Below are 15,793 nucleotides of genomic sequence, written 5' to 3' on the forward strand. Positions count from 1 at the left end.
AAGGTGCATGTATGAATTCACGTTTGGAACATAAACGGAAAAAGAAGAGAAGAGGACTGAGAATTGTTCTTTTCCTATTATTAATGATAACAGGTTTAGTCGGATATGCAGCGGTCCAGTTCTATCAGGGGACGCAGCTGGCTTCTGGAGAAAGCAATACACCAAAGGAAGAAAACTATACATTTAACGGAGTTAAGGACAAGAATGGCCGCATCAACGTCTTGCTGCTTGGGGTGGACAGCCGCGGTGAAGAACAATCCAGATCAGATACAATGATGATTGCACAAGTCGATCCTAAAACGAATGAAACGAAAATTGTCTCATTTATGAGAGATATGTATGTGGAAATCCCAGGCTACCAAAATTACAAACTCAATACCGCATTTTTCTTAGGGGGACCTGACCTGCTGAGACAAACTTTGAAACACAACTTCGGAGTGGACGTGCAGTACTATATGATTGTCGATTTTAAAGGTTTTGAACAGTCGATTGATGTTTTAGCGCCAAATGGCATTGAAATCGATGTCGAAAAAGCAATGTCGGAAAATATCGGAGTTTCGCTGGAGCCGGGTCTTCAGAATCTGAACGGAAAAGAACTTCTAGGGTATGCAAGGTTCCGTGCAGATGCAGAAGGTGACCATGGACGCGTGAACAGGCAGCAGGAGGTCATCGCAGCTGTCAAAGAAGAAGCTTTGAGCCTTGGCAGTGTAACAAAACTTCCTAAGATGATCGGAGCAGCCCAGCCATATATCGAAACCAATATGACCAAACTTGATCAGATTGGTCTCGTGAAAGATATCCTTTTAGGAAACAATAGTGAAATAGAGAAATTGACGATTCCAGTAAAAGATTCCTACACAGATGGCTACTATCAGCATGCCGGTGCTGTCCTCGAAGTGGACTTTGCAACCAACAGTGCAGAGCTGCAAGAATTCTTGAATCAGTAATATTAGATGAACTCAAAATCAGGCGGTGCACCTGGAGCGGAAATCAGCTAGCCTCTGATCAAACAAATGTATTAACTGATCTATCGGTTTTAGAACCAATTATATAAGACACCAATTATTATAGAATCGGGAGAGTTCTCCCGGTTCTTTTTTTATGCCTCTAAGCATAGTTGGAAAAAAAGCGTAATTGTGAATCTCTATATAACGTCCTGAGAAGGGAAATACAGGGATTATTATTGGTCTGAAGAGCTCAAGAACTAATGGTAGCGCTTACACTAACTAATTCATCCATATACACTAAACATTGAGGTAAGCCCTTGATTATGAATTTGTACGTGTTACGATTGTAAACGTTGAAAAAAGAGCGAACAAAAACACGAACAAAAAAGAATTTATTGGGAGAGGATATTTTTGCTAAACAAACAAACGGTTGCTTTTCTAGGTGCAGGTAATATGGCAGAGGCCATGATCTCAGGATTGGTTGAATCAAACAAAATTCCATCAGAACAAATTATTGTATCTAACAGAAGTAATCGAGGGCGTTTACAAGAACTACAAGCAAAATACGATGTTACAGCTATAACAAAAGACGAATTAAAATTTGAAGAAATAGATATGTTGATTCTGGCTATGAAGCCAAAAGACATCGACCCAGTATTGGAGTCCATTAAAGATCTTGTCAATCCGGATACAGTGATCCTTTCTGTGTTGGCAGGCATTACTACAGGACATATGGAAGAAGGGCTTCCTCAAGGCCAAAAGGTCATCAGAGTAATGCCGAACACATCCAGCATGATGAGAGAATCCGCTACAGCCATTGCGGCAGGCAAACATACAAAAGTAGAAGATATGACTACTGCTCAGGAATTGCTTGAGTGTATCGGTGAAGTCTATACCATCAACGAAGAGAAAATGGATATCTTCACTGGAATTGCCGGCAGCGGGCCTGCGTACTTCTACTATCTTATGGAACACATCGAAAAAGCCGGAAAAGACAGCGGTCTTGAGCCGGAAGTAGCACGCCAGATCGGAGCACAAACTATTTTGGGCGCCGCAAAAATGATCATGGAACGTGACGAAACACCCGCACAGTTACGTGAAAATGTAACTTCCCCGAATGGAACCACAGCAGCAGGACTGGATGCACTTGCGAAATTTGGCGGCGGAGAAGCGATTGCTCAAGCCGTAAAAGGTGCTGAAAAACGATCCAAAGAAATCAGTTCCCAATTCAAAAAAGTATTAGTTGCTAATTAATAGAGGATGAACGAATCTCTCGCTGGCGGCGGTTTAGCCGGAGCAGCGAGGGAGAGTTCCTCGCACTTTAAGGTTTTAATGAATTACCGCGTCACAGCACTAAGAGGGACTGTCCCTTTCAGCGCGGTGAAGCACTAAGGTATGGATACTAATAATTATTTAACAGGAGTGATATGATGTCTGCGGACACCAAGAAGCGAATCGTAATCAAAATAGGAAGCAGTTCTTTAACAAGTCTTCACGGGGAGATGAGCCGCAGGAAGCTTGAGCGTTTAACTGATGAGGTTGTACGCTTGAAAGATGACGGACATGAAGTATTGCTGGTTTCATCCGGTGCAGTAGCCGCTGGATACAGAAAATTAGGCTGTCTTACAAGACCAAGCACACTTCCGGAAAAGCAGGCAGCGGCGTCTATCGGTCAAGGATTGTTAATCGAGGCTTATTCCGATTTATTTTTATCAAATGGTTATGTAGCTTCTCAGATTCTCATAACAAGAAGCGACTTTTCGGATGAGAATCGATATAACAACGCAAAAAATACGATCAATGTTCTGCTTGAACGTGGTATTATCCCAATCGTCAATGAAAATGACACAGTTACGATTGACCGCTTGAAATTCGGCGATAATGACACACTTTCTGCCAAAGTAGCTGGGCTGGTTAACGCGGATAAACTGATTATCCTGTCTGATATCGACGGCCTTTACAACGATGATCCACGTAAGAATCCAGACGCGGAACTTCTTGAAGAAGTGAATGAAATCACACCTGACATTGAAGAGATGGCCGGTGAACCAGGAAGCTCCGTCGGTACAGGGGGAATGCGTTCTAAAATTGATGCATTCAAGATTGCAATGGCATCAGGGATTCCTTCTTTCCTGGGAAAATCAGGTATAGCCAACATTATTTATGATGCAGTTCAGGGTGAAGCGAAGGGTACCTATTTTGAAGCAAAAGAAGATGTCATCAATCTTGATACGAAAAAACAATGGATCGCTTTCAATTCAGGACCTGAAGGAGAAATAACCATCGACAATGACGCGAAAGAGTCCATCCTTGAAAGCAAAAAGGGCCTGAACGCTTCAGGTATCTATGCTGTTAAAGGTAGATTCAAGAGCGGATCTGTTATCCGCATATCTGACCTTGACGGTGAGGAAATCGGACTGGGAGTCGTTAACTACGATTCAGAAGAAATGAAGAAATTCAACAAGATGACAGATACAGAACTCGAAAACTATGAAAATGCAGCGGTGGAATTTGACCATCTGGTCTGCCACGTTGAGGTACCCATTCCAGTTGGTGTGTAACATCTGGTGATAATGTCCCTATAACAGAAAAGTTAACATGCTCGACCCCCCAAAAAAATTTTTTACTAACATTGAATTTCATATATCGGTGTTCAATAAATACTAAATGGAGGTATTGGATGACTTTAACAGCCAATAAAACGAATGTAGAAGAACAAGCGATAGCAGCAAAGAAAGCAGCAAAATCACTCTCATTATTAACAACGAAAGAAAAGAATGAAGCTCTTTTGACACTTGCATCCACACTGGAAGAGCAGTTCGAAACAATCCTGGAAGCTAATGAAAAAGACCTTAGCCGCGGGCGTGAGAAAGGCTTTGACGAAGCTTTCATGGATCGCTTATCTCTTTCTAAAGAGCGCATCTATGACTTTGCCAACGGACTCCGTGAAGTGGCAGAGCTTGAGGATCCAACAGGTTTGACTGTCAGTGACTGGGTACTTGATAATGGATTGGATGTCGCTAAAGTGACAGTACCACTCGGCGTCATCGGAATGATTTATGAAGCCCGTCCGAATGTAACGGTGGATGCCACAGGTCTGGCTTTGAAATCGGGTAATGCCATCGTGTTAAAAGGCGGATCAAATGCGATTACTTCCAACAAAGCAATTGTGGATGTAATGCATAATGCATTAAAGAATACAAAGATTCCTAAAGAAGCGGTGCAGTTCATCAACACAACAGATCGCGAAGCTACACAACAGTTATTCACGATGAAAGAACATGTGGATGTTTTGATTCCACGTGGAGGCGGTGCTTTGATTAATGCAGTTGTAAATAATGCAACTGTTCCTGTCCTTGAAACAGGAGTAGGAAACTGCCATATTTACATTGATAAAGATGCTGAGGTCGGTATGGCGCTGAATATCCTGGTAAACGCGAAAACGGACCGTCCGGCAGTATGTAATGCGGCCGAAACAGTAATCATTCACCGTGACTGGCTGGCTGCAAACAAAGAACAACTGATTGAAACATTGAACAAGCATAATATCTCAGTGCATGGCGATGAGCATGCCTGCGAAACCATCCCGGGATGTACACCAGCAGGTGAAGAAGACTGGGCAAATGAGTACCTGAGCTTAGATATCGCTGTAAAAACAGTCGATACAACGGCAGATGCCATCAACCACATTGAACGGTACGGCACAAAGCATTCAGAAGCAATCATAACGGAAAATGCAGATACAGCTAAAACATTCATGACACTTGTGGATGCAGCAGCGATCTATCACAATGCATCTACCCGTTTCACTGACGGTGGAGCACTTGGCTTTGGTGCGGAAATCGGTATTTCCACACAAAAGCTGCATGCACGCGGACCTATGGGACTGCCTGCATTAACAACAGTGAAATATATGATGACTGGTAACGGTCAAATCCGATAAGTTTAATGTAAAGTGCCCCTCCTTGCAAGGGGCACTTTTTCATTTGTAGGAAGAGTGGGTGATTAAATCTTAGAGAGAGTTTAGCTTTAAAAAAATCGGATTAGTCCTTAAGCACATCTATAAAGGCTTTTAAATTTGAAAAGGGGGAAACTAAAGTCCTTTAGAAATGGTTTAAAGGCTTATAAAATTTAAATGGCGGTATTAAAGTCCTTTACGAATCTTTAAAAGGCTTTTAAGATTATGGATTTGTTAGGTAATGTTGTGGTTATATAAGTCTAAAAGACGATTGATTATATAGCTTCAGAGAAATAAGTTGTTAGATTGGAGCGGAAGGTGTGCGACCTCCTGCGGGCCTAGCGGGACGTCTAGTTCCAGCGCCCAGCCCCTCGGGGTCAAATAACCCTGAGAGAATAAAAGGAAAGGTCACCTTTTTTCTCTCAGGAACATTTGCCTGTCGGGCCTGAACGGGGCGCTTCCACTTTTGATGACAGGTGAGACCAAGGTTACGTACCCACTGGAACGTAACCCCGCAGGCAAAGCCGAGGAGACTCACCGCCCGCCCCGCGGAGTCGCATGCCTGAAGCGGAAATCTGTTAATCATTAATCAATGTGCCTAATAAAACAACATTTCCTTCATAACACAACCAAATTTTTAAAGGTGAAATTAAAGTCGTTAAGGAAAGAATTATAGACGTGTAGAAAACATCAGTTTAAACAAGAGGCAGCCCCGTGGCTGCCTCTTCCTAAACCCCTTTATATCCCTGCCACTTCATGCAATTCGCTGATAGTTTCGACCTTTTTCTCTTTACACAATATTAATAGTTCCTGAAAAACTTCCGCTGTCATGATGGCATCATTCAATGCATGATGACGCGTTTTCTCTGAGATTTGAAATTTTTTCACCAGGTCATCAAGGTAGCATTTTTGCTCATTCAACAATTCTTTAGCGAGAGCATACGAATCGATATATTCCGGTTCAAAAGAGGGGAGATCCCATTTGCGGATTCTCTTTTGAAGAAAATTGATGTCAAAAGACGCCGGATGAGCGACCAGTATGGTTCCCTTGCAAAATTCCAGAAAGTCTTTTAAACCGACCGGCAAGGTTTTCGCTTTAATGAAGTCTGTCCTTCTTAATCCGGTGAATCTCTTCGTTTCTAATGAGACGTTTTGCAGGGGATTGATAACTTCATAGAATGTCTTTTGATCGAGAATTTTGTTTCCTTGCATCTTAATGGCTCCAATAGAAACGATTTCATCTCCTATTTCAGGAAAAAAGCCCGTTGTTTCCAAATCAAAAATCGTAAAAGTGCAGCTGTCAAGCTGTTGCTGCTGATACAGGGGTTTCTCTTCTTCAAATTCCTTCAGCATTGTAATTAATTTCTGATATGAAGGGTTTTTCTTTTCTTTTTTTACTTGTTTTTTAAATAGATATCTATGCCAAAGATAATATTTAATTAAGCGATATCCTACATTAAATCCAGCATCATTCATAATTAAACCACCCGGTTGCGATTGAAGCTGATCTCCATTACTTGCTGCATCCTGTTAGCGATTTGAAGGGCTTCTCTGAGTTTTCGTTTATCTTCTTTTGAAATTTGATCTACCAGTAATTCATTTGTCAGTTCCTGATTTTCTGCAAGTTCAGACAGGTTTTGATTCAAGCGGTAATATAAGAGGTAATGCAGGGCTGTTTTGGCATTTTCCGCATCCCTCGGGTGAAACACCTTCTTATCCTTGAGAGCATCCAGACGGTGAACCGTGTTCACTTCCTTGATGCCATGTTTGATGGAGTGGATGCGAATCATGTTCACTATTTGCATCAGTCCGGCTTTTTTTATGTTAAACCGTTTGTTTCTTCCTTTTAAATTGATTCGCCCTAAGGCATTGACAGGGATACGAAAGCGTATGGCATCTTTTCTCAATAGCTGTTGAAGGTTCAGTGATTTCCCGGCTTTTTGGGCTATGTAAGCTCGTATCTCTTCAGCGAGGCTGTAATCTCCGAAGATTGGCCTGAAGTCGTAAAACATTGTGAAGCTTTGGACTTCTTCTGCATCGATCTCGTAAAGCCAGTCATCAATTGCAGCCAGCCACTCAGTATAAGATTTGCGCCATTTAGGTTCTTTTGCCATTATGCCGCCAGTACATTCATGAAAGCCGCAGAGAGCCAGTTTGGTATTGATTTTTTCCGTGAAACGTTCAAAATAGTTCTCTACTGAACTGGCGTTTTCAAGGTGTGCATAATCGGATAAGATGATTCCGTTGTCCTGATCGGTATTGAAAGACTGTTCACTGCGCCCCTGGCTGCCCATCACGATGAAGCAGTAGTTGACAGGAGGTGAACCGTATCCTTCCGATATCATTTCCTCTTCTGAGAGCATGATAACTTTCCGGTACAAACGATCATTGTAATTCGTCAATACTTCACTGACGTTATAGGCAAAACTGTCCTGTTCCAGCAAACCGCTGATGAAGGAGGTAAATACCGTATTTTCAATTGGGGATAAAGGGATAAGTTCTTCAGTGCTGGAAGCCGATGTAATGCTGTAAGACAGATCAAGGTAACTGGAGTCATAAATATTAACAAAAGATAGTCCTGTCAACAAACCAACAACAATCCCATTTCGGAGGACGGGAACAAATTTTGCTCCTTCATAATTAAAAAGGGACAGGGCTTCATAGGCAAATGCTTCATCCCTTACCCAATAAGGTTTCTTATTCATCCATTCTGAAACTGAAATGGCATCCTTACTGCTGGTTAAATAACGAAGGATATCCGTTTGGATGACAAGTCCTTCCAAGGCAGTTTCTTCATCGGTTATTACTATTGCCTCAACTTGTTCATCGAGCATTTTTTGTGCTGCTTCTTCCATGGTTGCCGTTTTTGGCAGAGTGACAGGAGATTCCATTAGGACATTGACCCTTGTACGGAAAAGGGATAAATCCGCAGATTCTTCCTGTGATTCTTTATATTTTATTTCATCATAAAGAGTTTTCATGCGGCTTCCAAGGCTCTCAAAGATGATTTGTGAGAACTCTTTGTTATTCGAAAGCATATCAAAGAAAACCTTTTTATTGAATCGGAATAAGGTGCATTCTTCAATCGCTTGTACCGAAAAACTCATATCTCCGCTCGTCCAAAGAATCATCAGGCCGACAAGATCTCCAGGGTAATAATAACGAAGTGAAACTTGCTTACCTGAAGGTCTATGAAGGACGTTTTTGGCTGTACCTGAGATGAGTAAATAGACGTCCAGCTCTTCCTCGGATTCTCTTTCATGAAAAATAAATTCGTTTTTTGCAAACTTTTGGAACTTAGTATGAGACACCAAATGCTCCAGTTGTTCTTGTGATAAAAGGTCAAATGGGTAGGAAGATTGGATGATATTATGGAATTCGGCTTTGTTCACTCTGACAGCCTCCTTGTCTTTTAAATTTAGGGACTCTTTTCGTAGCCATTGTTGCGTTTGATATGTAGAGCTGAATGCGCTCCGATTAACAATATATTCAAAAATATTCTCATATTAACAAGCCACAAACTTTGTGAAAGCATTCTTATAAAAAAAGCAAGAATCATGGACTCTATTCAATTCGGATATTATTGTAAACGCTGTTTATGTTGCTCTTGGAAAAATACAAAGAGCCGGATTTTTCCCTTTGAGACAAGAGCTTTTTTCTCTGAACAAGGCGAATTAGCTCTTTTCTTCTTGTTTATCAGCTATTTTTAGTTAATTAAGTAAGTATTTTTTTTAGTTTGTATATAAGAGCAACACAAAGTTTACGAAAAGAGCCATTGTAAAAGAACATACTACTATATGTAACCTTAACACATAAGCATAGTCCCATTAATGATTTTGCTTAAAACCCTTGGAATTAAAAAGGCAGTAAAGAGAGGGACTCTGAACCAGCATAGTCTTTAACTTATATAACGGTCTTTTATCTTTAACCAAAAGTATGATGTTGAAATTAACTATATATTTAAGATTGACCGTATAAAAATTTAGCGGCTTCATAAAGAGAGGGGAAGTAATGGTCAGCAAGGTTTTCAGGATCCTGATTGGCAATTAGAATAGTGGCACAGCCGGCTTTTTTACCCGCCTCAATATCCGGCTCCCGGTCTCCAATCATATAGCTTTGTGATATGTCGATCTCATATTTTTCAGCCAGAGACAAAATCATTCCAGCTTCAGGTTTTCTGCAGGCACATCCTTCATAAGGCTTATGGATGCAGCTGGAGAATTCCTCGATTATGCCGCCTTCTTTTTCTATGTCATGCTTCATTCTAGTATGAATTCTTTCTAAGCCTTCTTTAGAAAGGTAGCCCAGCCCGACGCCTCCCTGGTTTGTCACTATAAAGATTTTATAGCCCTTATCATTCAACATTTTGATTGCTTCGGGAACTTTCTCCAGGTAATAAATGTCGGAAGGTTTATTGACGAATTTAACCCTTTTCGATAAAACCTCATTTATTACTCCGTCACGATCTAAAAAAACGGCTTTTTCCATGATAATTCTCCTTTTTCATACAGATTATTCTCTAGTTAAGCGCATTTTGTCATATCCTGCGCTTTCCGGGGAAATAACAGAAAATTTCATCAATTATTATTGTTAATACTTTGCTCTTCTATCAGTATTTTCTTTTCTGACTGAATCTATAATCTTGTACAGAAAGAAGTTTCCGATTATGGAAATATGGGAAATTACAAGATAAAGAAAGATACCATTTACAATTGAGAGGAGTATTTGACATGAATAAAGAACAGGCGAAAGGACATGCCAAAAAAGGCGCTCATGAAGCGAAGCCTTGGGTTAAAGGACTGGGGCGCATGGGATATTTGGCAAAGGGGAGCGTATACGTCTTGATAGGTGTTCTTGCTTTCATGGCAGCCATTGGTGCAGGAGGTAAAACCACTGGAACCGATGGGGCATTGGCCTCGATTGCCAGTCAGCCGTTTGGTGAAATTTTGCTGTGGGTACTGGCAGTAGGTCTGGCTGGATATGTACTATGGAAGATTGTCGAAGCCATAACCGATCCGCAGAACAAAGGACATGATGCAAAAGGAATCTTGGTAAGAATCGGATTTTTGTTTAGTGCGATTGTATATGCAGGACTTGCCGCCAAAGCAGTTCAAATCGCTACGAATGCTGGAAGCAGCGGGGGAGGAAGCAGCAGGCAAACTATAACGGCCCAGGTTCTTGCCCAGCCATTTGGTCAATGGATGGTCGGCATTGCAGGTGCAGCTGTTATTGGATATGGAATTTATGAAATTTATAAAGGATACAGTGAAAAATTTGCCGACTCCTTCCAAAGAAGCAAAATGGATAAGAAAGAGTATCAGCTTGGAAAGAAAACTGGTAAAGCCGGATTGATGGCCAGAGGCGTCGTCTTTTGTATAACTGGATATTTTCTGATTCAGACGGCAATCACAACGAATCCAAACAAGGCAAAGGGTCTTGATGCAGCACTTTCAGAAATTGCACAACAGCCGTTTGGACAATGGATGCTGGGATTTGTTGCAATAGGTCTTGCAGCATACGGAGTATTTCAGATTCTTAAAGGCAAAAATAAGAATATGGCGTTTTATTAATCAGAGATAACAGGCTGCCGCATTTCGCGGCAGCCATTTTTTTTAATATAAGAAGGGGTAATTAATGATTAGAAAAAAGTGTATCCCTACAAGGCGCGACCTAGGGGAAGGGTACCGATTAGAGAGGAAATGTACCCCTTCATGGTCTGGAACCGAGAGGAAGGGTAACGATTTGAGAGGAAATGTGCCCCTTCATGGCTTGGAACCGAGATGAAGGATAACGATTAGAGTGGAATCGTGTCCCTTCATGGCTTGGAACCGAGAGGAAGGGTAACGATTAGAGTGGAATCGTACCCCTTCATGGCTCTGAACAGAGATGGAGGGTAACGATAAGAGAGGAAATGTGCCCCTATAAGGCGCGTGAACTTAAATGAAAGGGAAGGTTGGTATAGAGAAGAAGTAATGTTAGTCTACATGAAAGTAATGAAAGCCGAAAAATTTTTAAAAGGCATTTATTTGACAGTTGCATGGCATTCTTATAGAAGGAACACGAATGTTTAGAATAGAATTCAAACAAAAAAGCCTGATTTAAAAATCAGGCTCTCTAATCCCATAGGAACTTCTTCAGCAATTTATCTACTTTTTCTGTTTCATGCAACCCGCTGTGATCAATTTTTTCATCTTCAATCAGCTGTATTTGCAGTTTTTCCTCCATAACAATGTTTCGGATGGCGAAGGCGCTGTCGATGTCGACGACTCCATCTCCTGATCCAGCAATGGCCAATACTTCGAGGTTGGCTGGAAACTGATCCTTGTTTTTCACGAGGCTCTTCAAGGCTTCTGAATCAGGTTTTAAATCTATGACGGCTTCCCCGGTATTCACTTGGTGATAAGATTCATGGGAGATCCCGTCAAAAGGGCTTCCAATAGCAGCAAATTTCACCGTTTCGGGGTGCTCTTCACTACCATTGACCGTCTCAAGATAGTGTGTAGAGACGAGACCGCCCATCGAGTGTCCAACCAGGTTGACCTGTTCAACTCCATACTTGTTTTTCAAGCCTGCCATGACATGCTGAAGCCATGTGGACGTTTCTGCAATAGATGCTTTATTTTTCTCAAAGATAACTTGAACAAGAGGCGGGAGCTTCGAGCCGGAAAGAAGTGAACCTTTCCAAGTGATATCTCCTGTAGCGGACACATACACAACTAATTGCCTTTTTCCCCACTTGTTTTCTTCAAATCGATAGAGCATCGTTTTGAAAGAGTTATAGGTTCCTTTATAGCCATGAACAAAAACAGTAGGTGTGTCGGTTTGCGCAGAGTTATTTTCTTTTGATTCAGCAATCTGTGATTTCAATGATATATAAATTAATGTGAAGGCGAGTAAGAGCATAGCTCCGACGGACAAAACCTTCTTTTTATTAAGGGTGGATTTCATAAGAGGTAATCTCCTTTTAGTACTAATATATCTATGATAAACGATTATGTATGACTTGAAAATGTTTTAAATGAAATTCTTTTGTAACAAACCAAGTAATATTTGGTAAATCATTAAGACAAATGAAAAAAAGCCGCTTCCGGCCAGGGGTCTTGGCCGAAATGGCTTTTCAAACATTCGTATTAGGAAAAGGTTTTTTCGCTTATCACTTCATGGTTTTCTTTTTCTATTAACACTTTTGCTGGCTGATTTTCTTTGGCAAGTTTTTCAGCTTCATCAATAGCTTCCGAGCGTCCATTGTAAAGTGTTGTTGGAGCTACATCTTCAATTTTCACATACCAGCCGGTTTCATCCTTATTAGGTACTACGTAATATTCTTTCATATATATCGCTCCTTTCTAAGTCTTCAATTTTTTCTTTCCCTGATTATGGAGGAGTAAAACCTGAAGTTATATTGATATAAAAATGGCCCCAACCATTTTCTCCTCTGTTTTCATAAACGTCTTTTTGATATAATAGACCTTCAATACAAGTGAAACTGAGTACCATATAATGGAGTTGATATAAAGTGAGCAAAAGTAAAGGCGGCGGAACAGGCAAGGGAACCGGAAAGAAAGGCTGGAACCGCTGGCAGAAAAGTGCAAAGAAAAAAGCAGCCAAGCCATATACAAGCAAGGGTACCAAAGGCGGAAATGGATCTGAGAAGGACAAATAGAAAGAAGAGCTGCCTCCACAAGGGGATGCAGCTCTTCTTCTTTTATGTTTCAGACTGTCTTTCTATTCATTAGTTAACATTTACAAAAACCATTAATTAAAACGCCCAATTGCCTTTGCGGAAGATGGGTTCAACTGAGCCGTCTTCTCGTATTCCGTCGATATCCAATTGTTCTGAACCGATCATGAAATCCACATGAGTCAGACTCTCGTTGAATCCGATTTCTTTTAATTCATCCTTGCTCATTTCTTTCCCGTTTTCTACACAAATAGAAAGGGCATTCCCTAAGGCGATATGGCATGAGGCATTTTCATCGAACAGGGTGTTGTTGAAAATAATATTTGTATTTGAAATTGGTGAGTTGTGCGGAACAAGCGCAATCTCTCCAAGGAAAGACGCACCCTCATCTGTTTCAAGCAATCCTTTTAATGTTTCATAGCCTTCTTCTGCGTGGAAATCTGTCACTTTCCCGTCTTTGAAGGTCAGGCTGAAGTTGTTGATCAGGTTGCCGCTGTAATTTAATGGTTTGGTGCTGCTGACAGTTCCATTTACACTGTTACGCACAGGAATCGTAAACACTTCCTCGGTAGGAAGATTCGGCACAAAATGAATACCTTGATCGTTAGTGAACTGAGCACAGATCCATTTGCTCTTTGAATGAATTTCGACTGTGAAATCGGTGCCAGGGCCCTTATAATGCAGCTTCCGATAGTCACGGTCATTAAGGTGATCGGCGTTCTGTGTCATGTGTTCAATATGTTCTTTCCAGAGCTGGACAGCGTTTTCCTGATCCACTCTTGTTGTGTAGAAGATCTTCTCCCACAGCTCCTCGACAGCTTTCTCTTCAGAGAGCTCTGGAAAAACACTTTTGGCCCATGCTACTGAAGGAACCGCTGCAATCAGCCAGCTGATCCGTCCGCCTGAGATGTAAGGCTGGAACTCCTTGAATGCTTCACCGCTAGCTTTGTTGGCCATCGCGACACGCTGGGCATCGATACCTTTAAGCAACGTTGGATTAGGGGAATTAAGATTAAGTACAGCGACGTTGTTCTTGGCCATTTCTACAAAACCTTTTGCTTTCCAAGTCGGAAAGTCTCTTAATCCTTCCTCCGGAGCTTTCTCCATCTTCAATCTAGTCAATCTTTCATCTGAGTACTCGACAAGAACATTCTTGGCTCCGGCATCATACGCTTTCTCAGATAACTGAGCGACAAAATCCGATTGCTTGATAGGAGCATTGATTAGCAGCGTTTGCCCTTTCTGGATGTTGAGTCCCACCCGGATCAGTAAATCGGCATATCTCTCTAATTTAGTCTCTTTAGAAATCATACATATATCCCCCTTCGCAGTAACTTACTAGTTAAATATACTATCCATTGCGTAAACTTTCCATTTATAATAAAGATGCTTTCGTACTTTAAAGCACTAAGAGGGACTGTCCCTCTTAGTGCTTTAAAGCGTTAAAAAGCTCCTGCTTCCAAGAAAGGAGGCAGGAGCTGTAGTGATTATTGTCCAGACAAAGCCGGCATTCCGCCATTTGGCGGAGGCAGGTCTTCCTCTTGTGCACTTACGGATGTTCCGGCTGCGGATAGGGCGATTAGTACCAGGGCGGCAACTGTGATTCTTTTTAGCTTTTTCATTCTCAATCTCCTCCTATAATCCTATAATTTTTTCATATGCCACATTCGCCTTGGTGAGGTAATGTGCGGCATATTTATATTTTCTAATTTCCTGATAGTAAGTACCAAGAAATTTAGAATACTGAGCCAGCAGATGGGGATTCCCTGTGTTCTCAAAGTAGGGAAGCGCTTCAGTTTTCATAAAGTGCTCAAATTCCTCATCCAGTTTTTCTACAGCAAATTCATAGATTCTGAATTCATAATACTTTTCCTTATTATTCTCTTGCAGGGAAAGATGAATTCCTTCTTGAAGCCATTGCATGACTTCATCGAATCTTTTGAGTTTGTAATATTCCTTGACCAGAGAGAGAATAGTGGTCAGTTTGCTATTTTGATCTTCATGTTTGAATTGCAGGCTTTTTAAATAATGAGCAATTGCATCTTCTGTTCTGTTATCCATGGATTTGAGGTACCCGAGATTTTGTTCAACCTTGCCTCTTAATGATGAGTATCCGGTATTTATACTGATTTCATTTGCCCATTCATAATGCGTGATGGCCTCTTTGATGTTCTGGATCCGCCTGAAGCAGACACCAAGCAGCAAATGGATTTCTGCACATCTTTTGTTATGATACAGACTTTGATAGAGAGCCAGAGATTCCTCGGAGTAATGAATGGCAAGGGCATGCTTCCTCAATTGAACAAGAGTGAGGGATTTTAAGTAGAATAAATCCGCTTTTTCCTCATGGTCGATAATGTTTCCAAGGACGAAATAATGTTCTGCCTCTACAAGATGGTTATTGGCTTTCTCAAATTGCCCCTGTATGTAGCAAAAGTTTCCGGCAAACTTGTGGAAATAGAAGCGGAGTCTATCAGAGAGACCTTTATAGCTTTTCTCCAGGGAAGCGATGATTTCTCTGGGCTGCTCGAATTCTTTTAGTAAAATATGATAGCGGATCATGAGGATATGATAGCTGTTAAGAAGATTGATATCATCTATTTGAATGACGTGGCCCGAAACAAGCTCAAATAGGCGTACTGCTTCTTCGAGATCATTCCTCAACAACGCCTTATTCCAATCCGAGAAGGTTTTTTTTAGAGCCTCATCATTTTCCTGAAGTAACTCGATTCCGAGACGTTTGCAGAGAAGTTCTATCACTTCAGAGGAGGCGGTGGTTTGGTTATTCTCGATTTTGGAAAGATAAGAGACGGAAAGAATTCCTGTTGCAAGCTCTTCTTGTGTTAATTTCTTCTTCATGCGATGGTAACGGATTTTGCTTCCGATCGTCACGATTTTTTCTCCCCTCTATCTATAGTAATAGTATAAAATATTCCCCTAATTAGAACGAATCTGGCTATTTGGGAAAATACCCCTGACCACCCCTTAATGAATATGTGAAATGAGGAAGAATCTATGAAAATTTTCCTCAAGTTTAACAATCAACAATATTAAGATTACCACAGAAAAAAGGAAAATAGTCCGAATATTACTATAATTATATTTTGATTTGAATGCTTGGTGATAACCGGAATAAGACTGAATTGAACTAATAATGTTATAATTTTATAGACGGTCATTATAGGGATAATTACATAGATGGGAGTG

14 protein-coding genes are annotated in these 15,793 nt (G+C 41.0%); 6 read left to right on the forward strand and 8 right to left on the reverse strand.

The features are described from left to right. Window positions 1–11: 11 nt before the first annotated feature. The 4 genes from BSG1_RS01135 (at window position 12) to BSG1_RS01150 (ending at window position 4,890) form a co-directional block, all read left to right on the forward strand. Window positions 12–947: an LCP family protein gene (locus BSG1_RS01135; protein WP_006834937.1), complete on the forward strand. Its 936-nt coding sequence runs from the start codon at window positions 12–14 to the stop codon at window positions 945–947. 411 nt (window positions 948–1,358) lie between these two features. Next, complete coding sequence (gene proC, locus BSG1_RS01140) at window positions 1,359–2,201, forward strand: pyrroline-5-carboxylate reductase (RefSeq protein WP_083802811.1); 843 nt, start codon at window positions 1,359–1,361, stop codon at window positions 2,199–2,201. Window positions 2,202–2,377: 176 nt separating this feature from the next. After that, complete coding sequence (gene proB, locus BSG1_RS01145) at window positions 2,378–3,508, forward strand: glutamate 5-kinase (protein WP_006834939.1); 1,131 nt, start codon at window positions 2,378–2,380, stop codon at window positions 3,506–3,508. A gap of 119 nt (window positions 3,509–3,627) precedes the next feature. Next, window positions 3,628–4,890 carry a glutamate-5-semialdehyde dehydrogenase gene (locus BSG1_RS01150; protein ID WP_006834940.1) on the forward strand — a complete coding sequence of 421 codons (1,263 nt, stop codon included), beginning with the start codon at window positions 3,628–3,630 and terminating at the stop codon, window positions 4,888–4,890. Window positions 4,891–5,643: 753 nt separating this feature from the next. Here BSG1_RS01150 and BSG1_RS01160 read toward each other — a convergent pair. The 3 genes from BSG1_RS01160 to BSG1_RS01170 form a co-directional block, all read right to left on the reverse strand. Continuing rightward, entirely contained in the window at window positions 5,644–6,381 is a 738-nt protein-coding gene (locus BSG1_RS01160) for a 3'-5' exonuclease (protein ID WP_006834942.1), read from the reverse strand. 2 nt (window positions 6,382–6,383) lie between these two features. After that, window positions 6,384–8,297, reverse strand: a complete 1,914-nt coding sequence (locus BSG1_RS01165) for a DUF294 nucleotidyltransferase-like domain-containing protein (protein ID WP_006834943.1) — start codon at window positions 8,295–8,297, stop codon at window positions 6,384–6,386. Window positions 8,298–8,865: 568 nt separating this feature from the next. Next, window positions 8,866–9,393, reverse strand: coding sequence for a D-glycero-alpha-D-manno-heptose-1,7-bisphosphate 7-phosphatase (locus BSG1_RS01170; protein ID WP_006834944.1), 528 nt, complete (start codon window positions 9,391–9,393; stop codon window positions 8,866–8,868). A gap of 242 nt (window positions 9,394–9,635) precedes the next feature. Between BSG1_RS01170 and BSG1_RS01175 the strand changes: the two genes are divergently transcribed. Further along, window positions 9,636–10,475: a DUF1206 domain-containing protein gene (locus tag BSG1_RS01175; RefSeq protein ID WP_006834945.1), complete on the forward strand. Its 840-nt coding sequence runs from the start codon at window positions 9,636–9,638 to the stop codon at window positions 10,473–10,475. Window positions 10,476–11,019: 544 nt separating this feature from the next. On the opposite strand, the gene BSG1_RS01180 is transcribed toward BSG1_RS01175, so the two are convergent. Then, on the reverse strand, window positions 11,020–11,853 hold the full coding sequence (locus BSG1_RS01180) for an alpha/beta fold hydrolase (RefSeq protein ID WP_006834947.1): 834 nt from the start codon (window positions 11,851–11,853) through the stop codon (window positions 11,020–11,022). Window positions 11,854–12,035: 182 nt separating this feature from the next. Further along, complete coding sequence (locus BSG1_RS01185; RefSeq protein WP_006834948.1) at window positions 12,036–12,236, reverse strand: DUF2188 domain-containing protein; 201 nt, start codon at window positions 12,234–12,236, stop codon at window positions 12,036–12,038. Window positions 12,237–12,421: 185 nt separating this feature from the next. On the opposite strand from BSG1_RS01185, the gene BSG1_RS19995 reads away from it, so the two are divergent. Then, window positions 12,422–12,568, forward strand: a complete 147-nt coding sequence (locus tag BSG1_RS19995; RefSeq protein WP_006834949.1) for a DUF3934 family protein — start codon at window positions 12,422–12,424, stop codon at window positions 12,566–12,568. A gap of 96 nt (window positions 12,569–12,664) precedes the next feature. On the opposite strand, the gene BSG1_RS01190 is transcribed toward BSG1_RS19995, so the two are convergent. The 3 genes from BSG1_RS01190 to BSG1_RS01195 all read right to left on the reverse strand — a co-directional run bounded on the left by BSG1_RS01190 (window position 12,665) and on the right by BSG1_RS01195 (window position 15,478). Then, window positions 12,665–13,897 (reverse strand): aminopeptidase, encoded by a 1,233-nt coding sequence (locus tag BSG1_RS01190; RefSeq protein WP_006834950.1) that lies wholly within the window; start codon window positions 13,895–13,897, stop codon window positions 12,665–12,667. A 176-nt stretch (window positions 13,898–14,073) separates the two neighbouring features. Further along, window positions 14,074–14,208 (reverse strand): hypothetical protein, encoded by a 135-nt coding sequence (locus BSG1_RS21490; protein WP_006834951.1) that lies wholly within the window; start codon window positions 14,206–14,208, stop codon window positions 14,074–14,076. Window positions 14,209–14,221: 13 nt separating this feature from the next. Next, on the reverse strand, window positions 14,222–15,478 hold the full coding sequence (locus tag BSG1_RS01195; protein WP_006834952.1) for a helix-turn-helix transcriptional regulator: 1,257 nt from the start codon (window positions 15,476–15,478) through the stop codon (window positions 14,222–14,224). Window positions 15,479–15,793: the final 315 nt, after the last annotated feature.

The sequence above is a fragment of the Bacillus sp. SG-1 genome (genome assembly GCF_000181495.1).
Taxonomy (GTDB): Bacteria; Bacillota; Bacilli; order Bacillales; family Bacillaceae_B; genus Rossellomorea.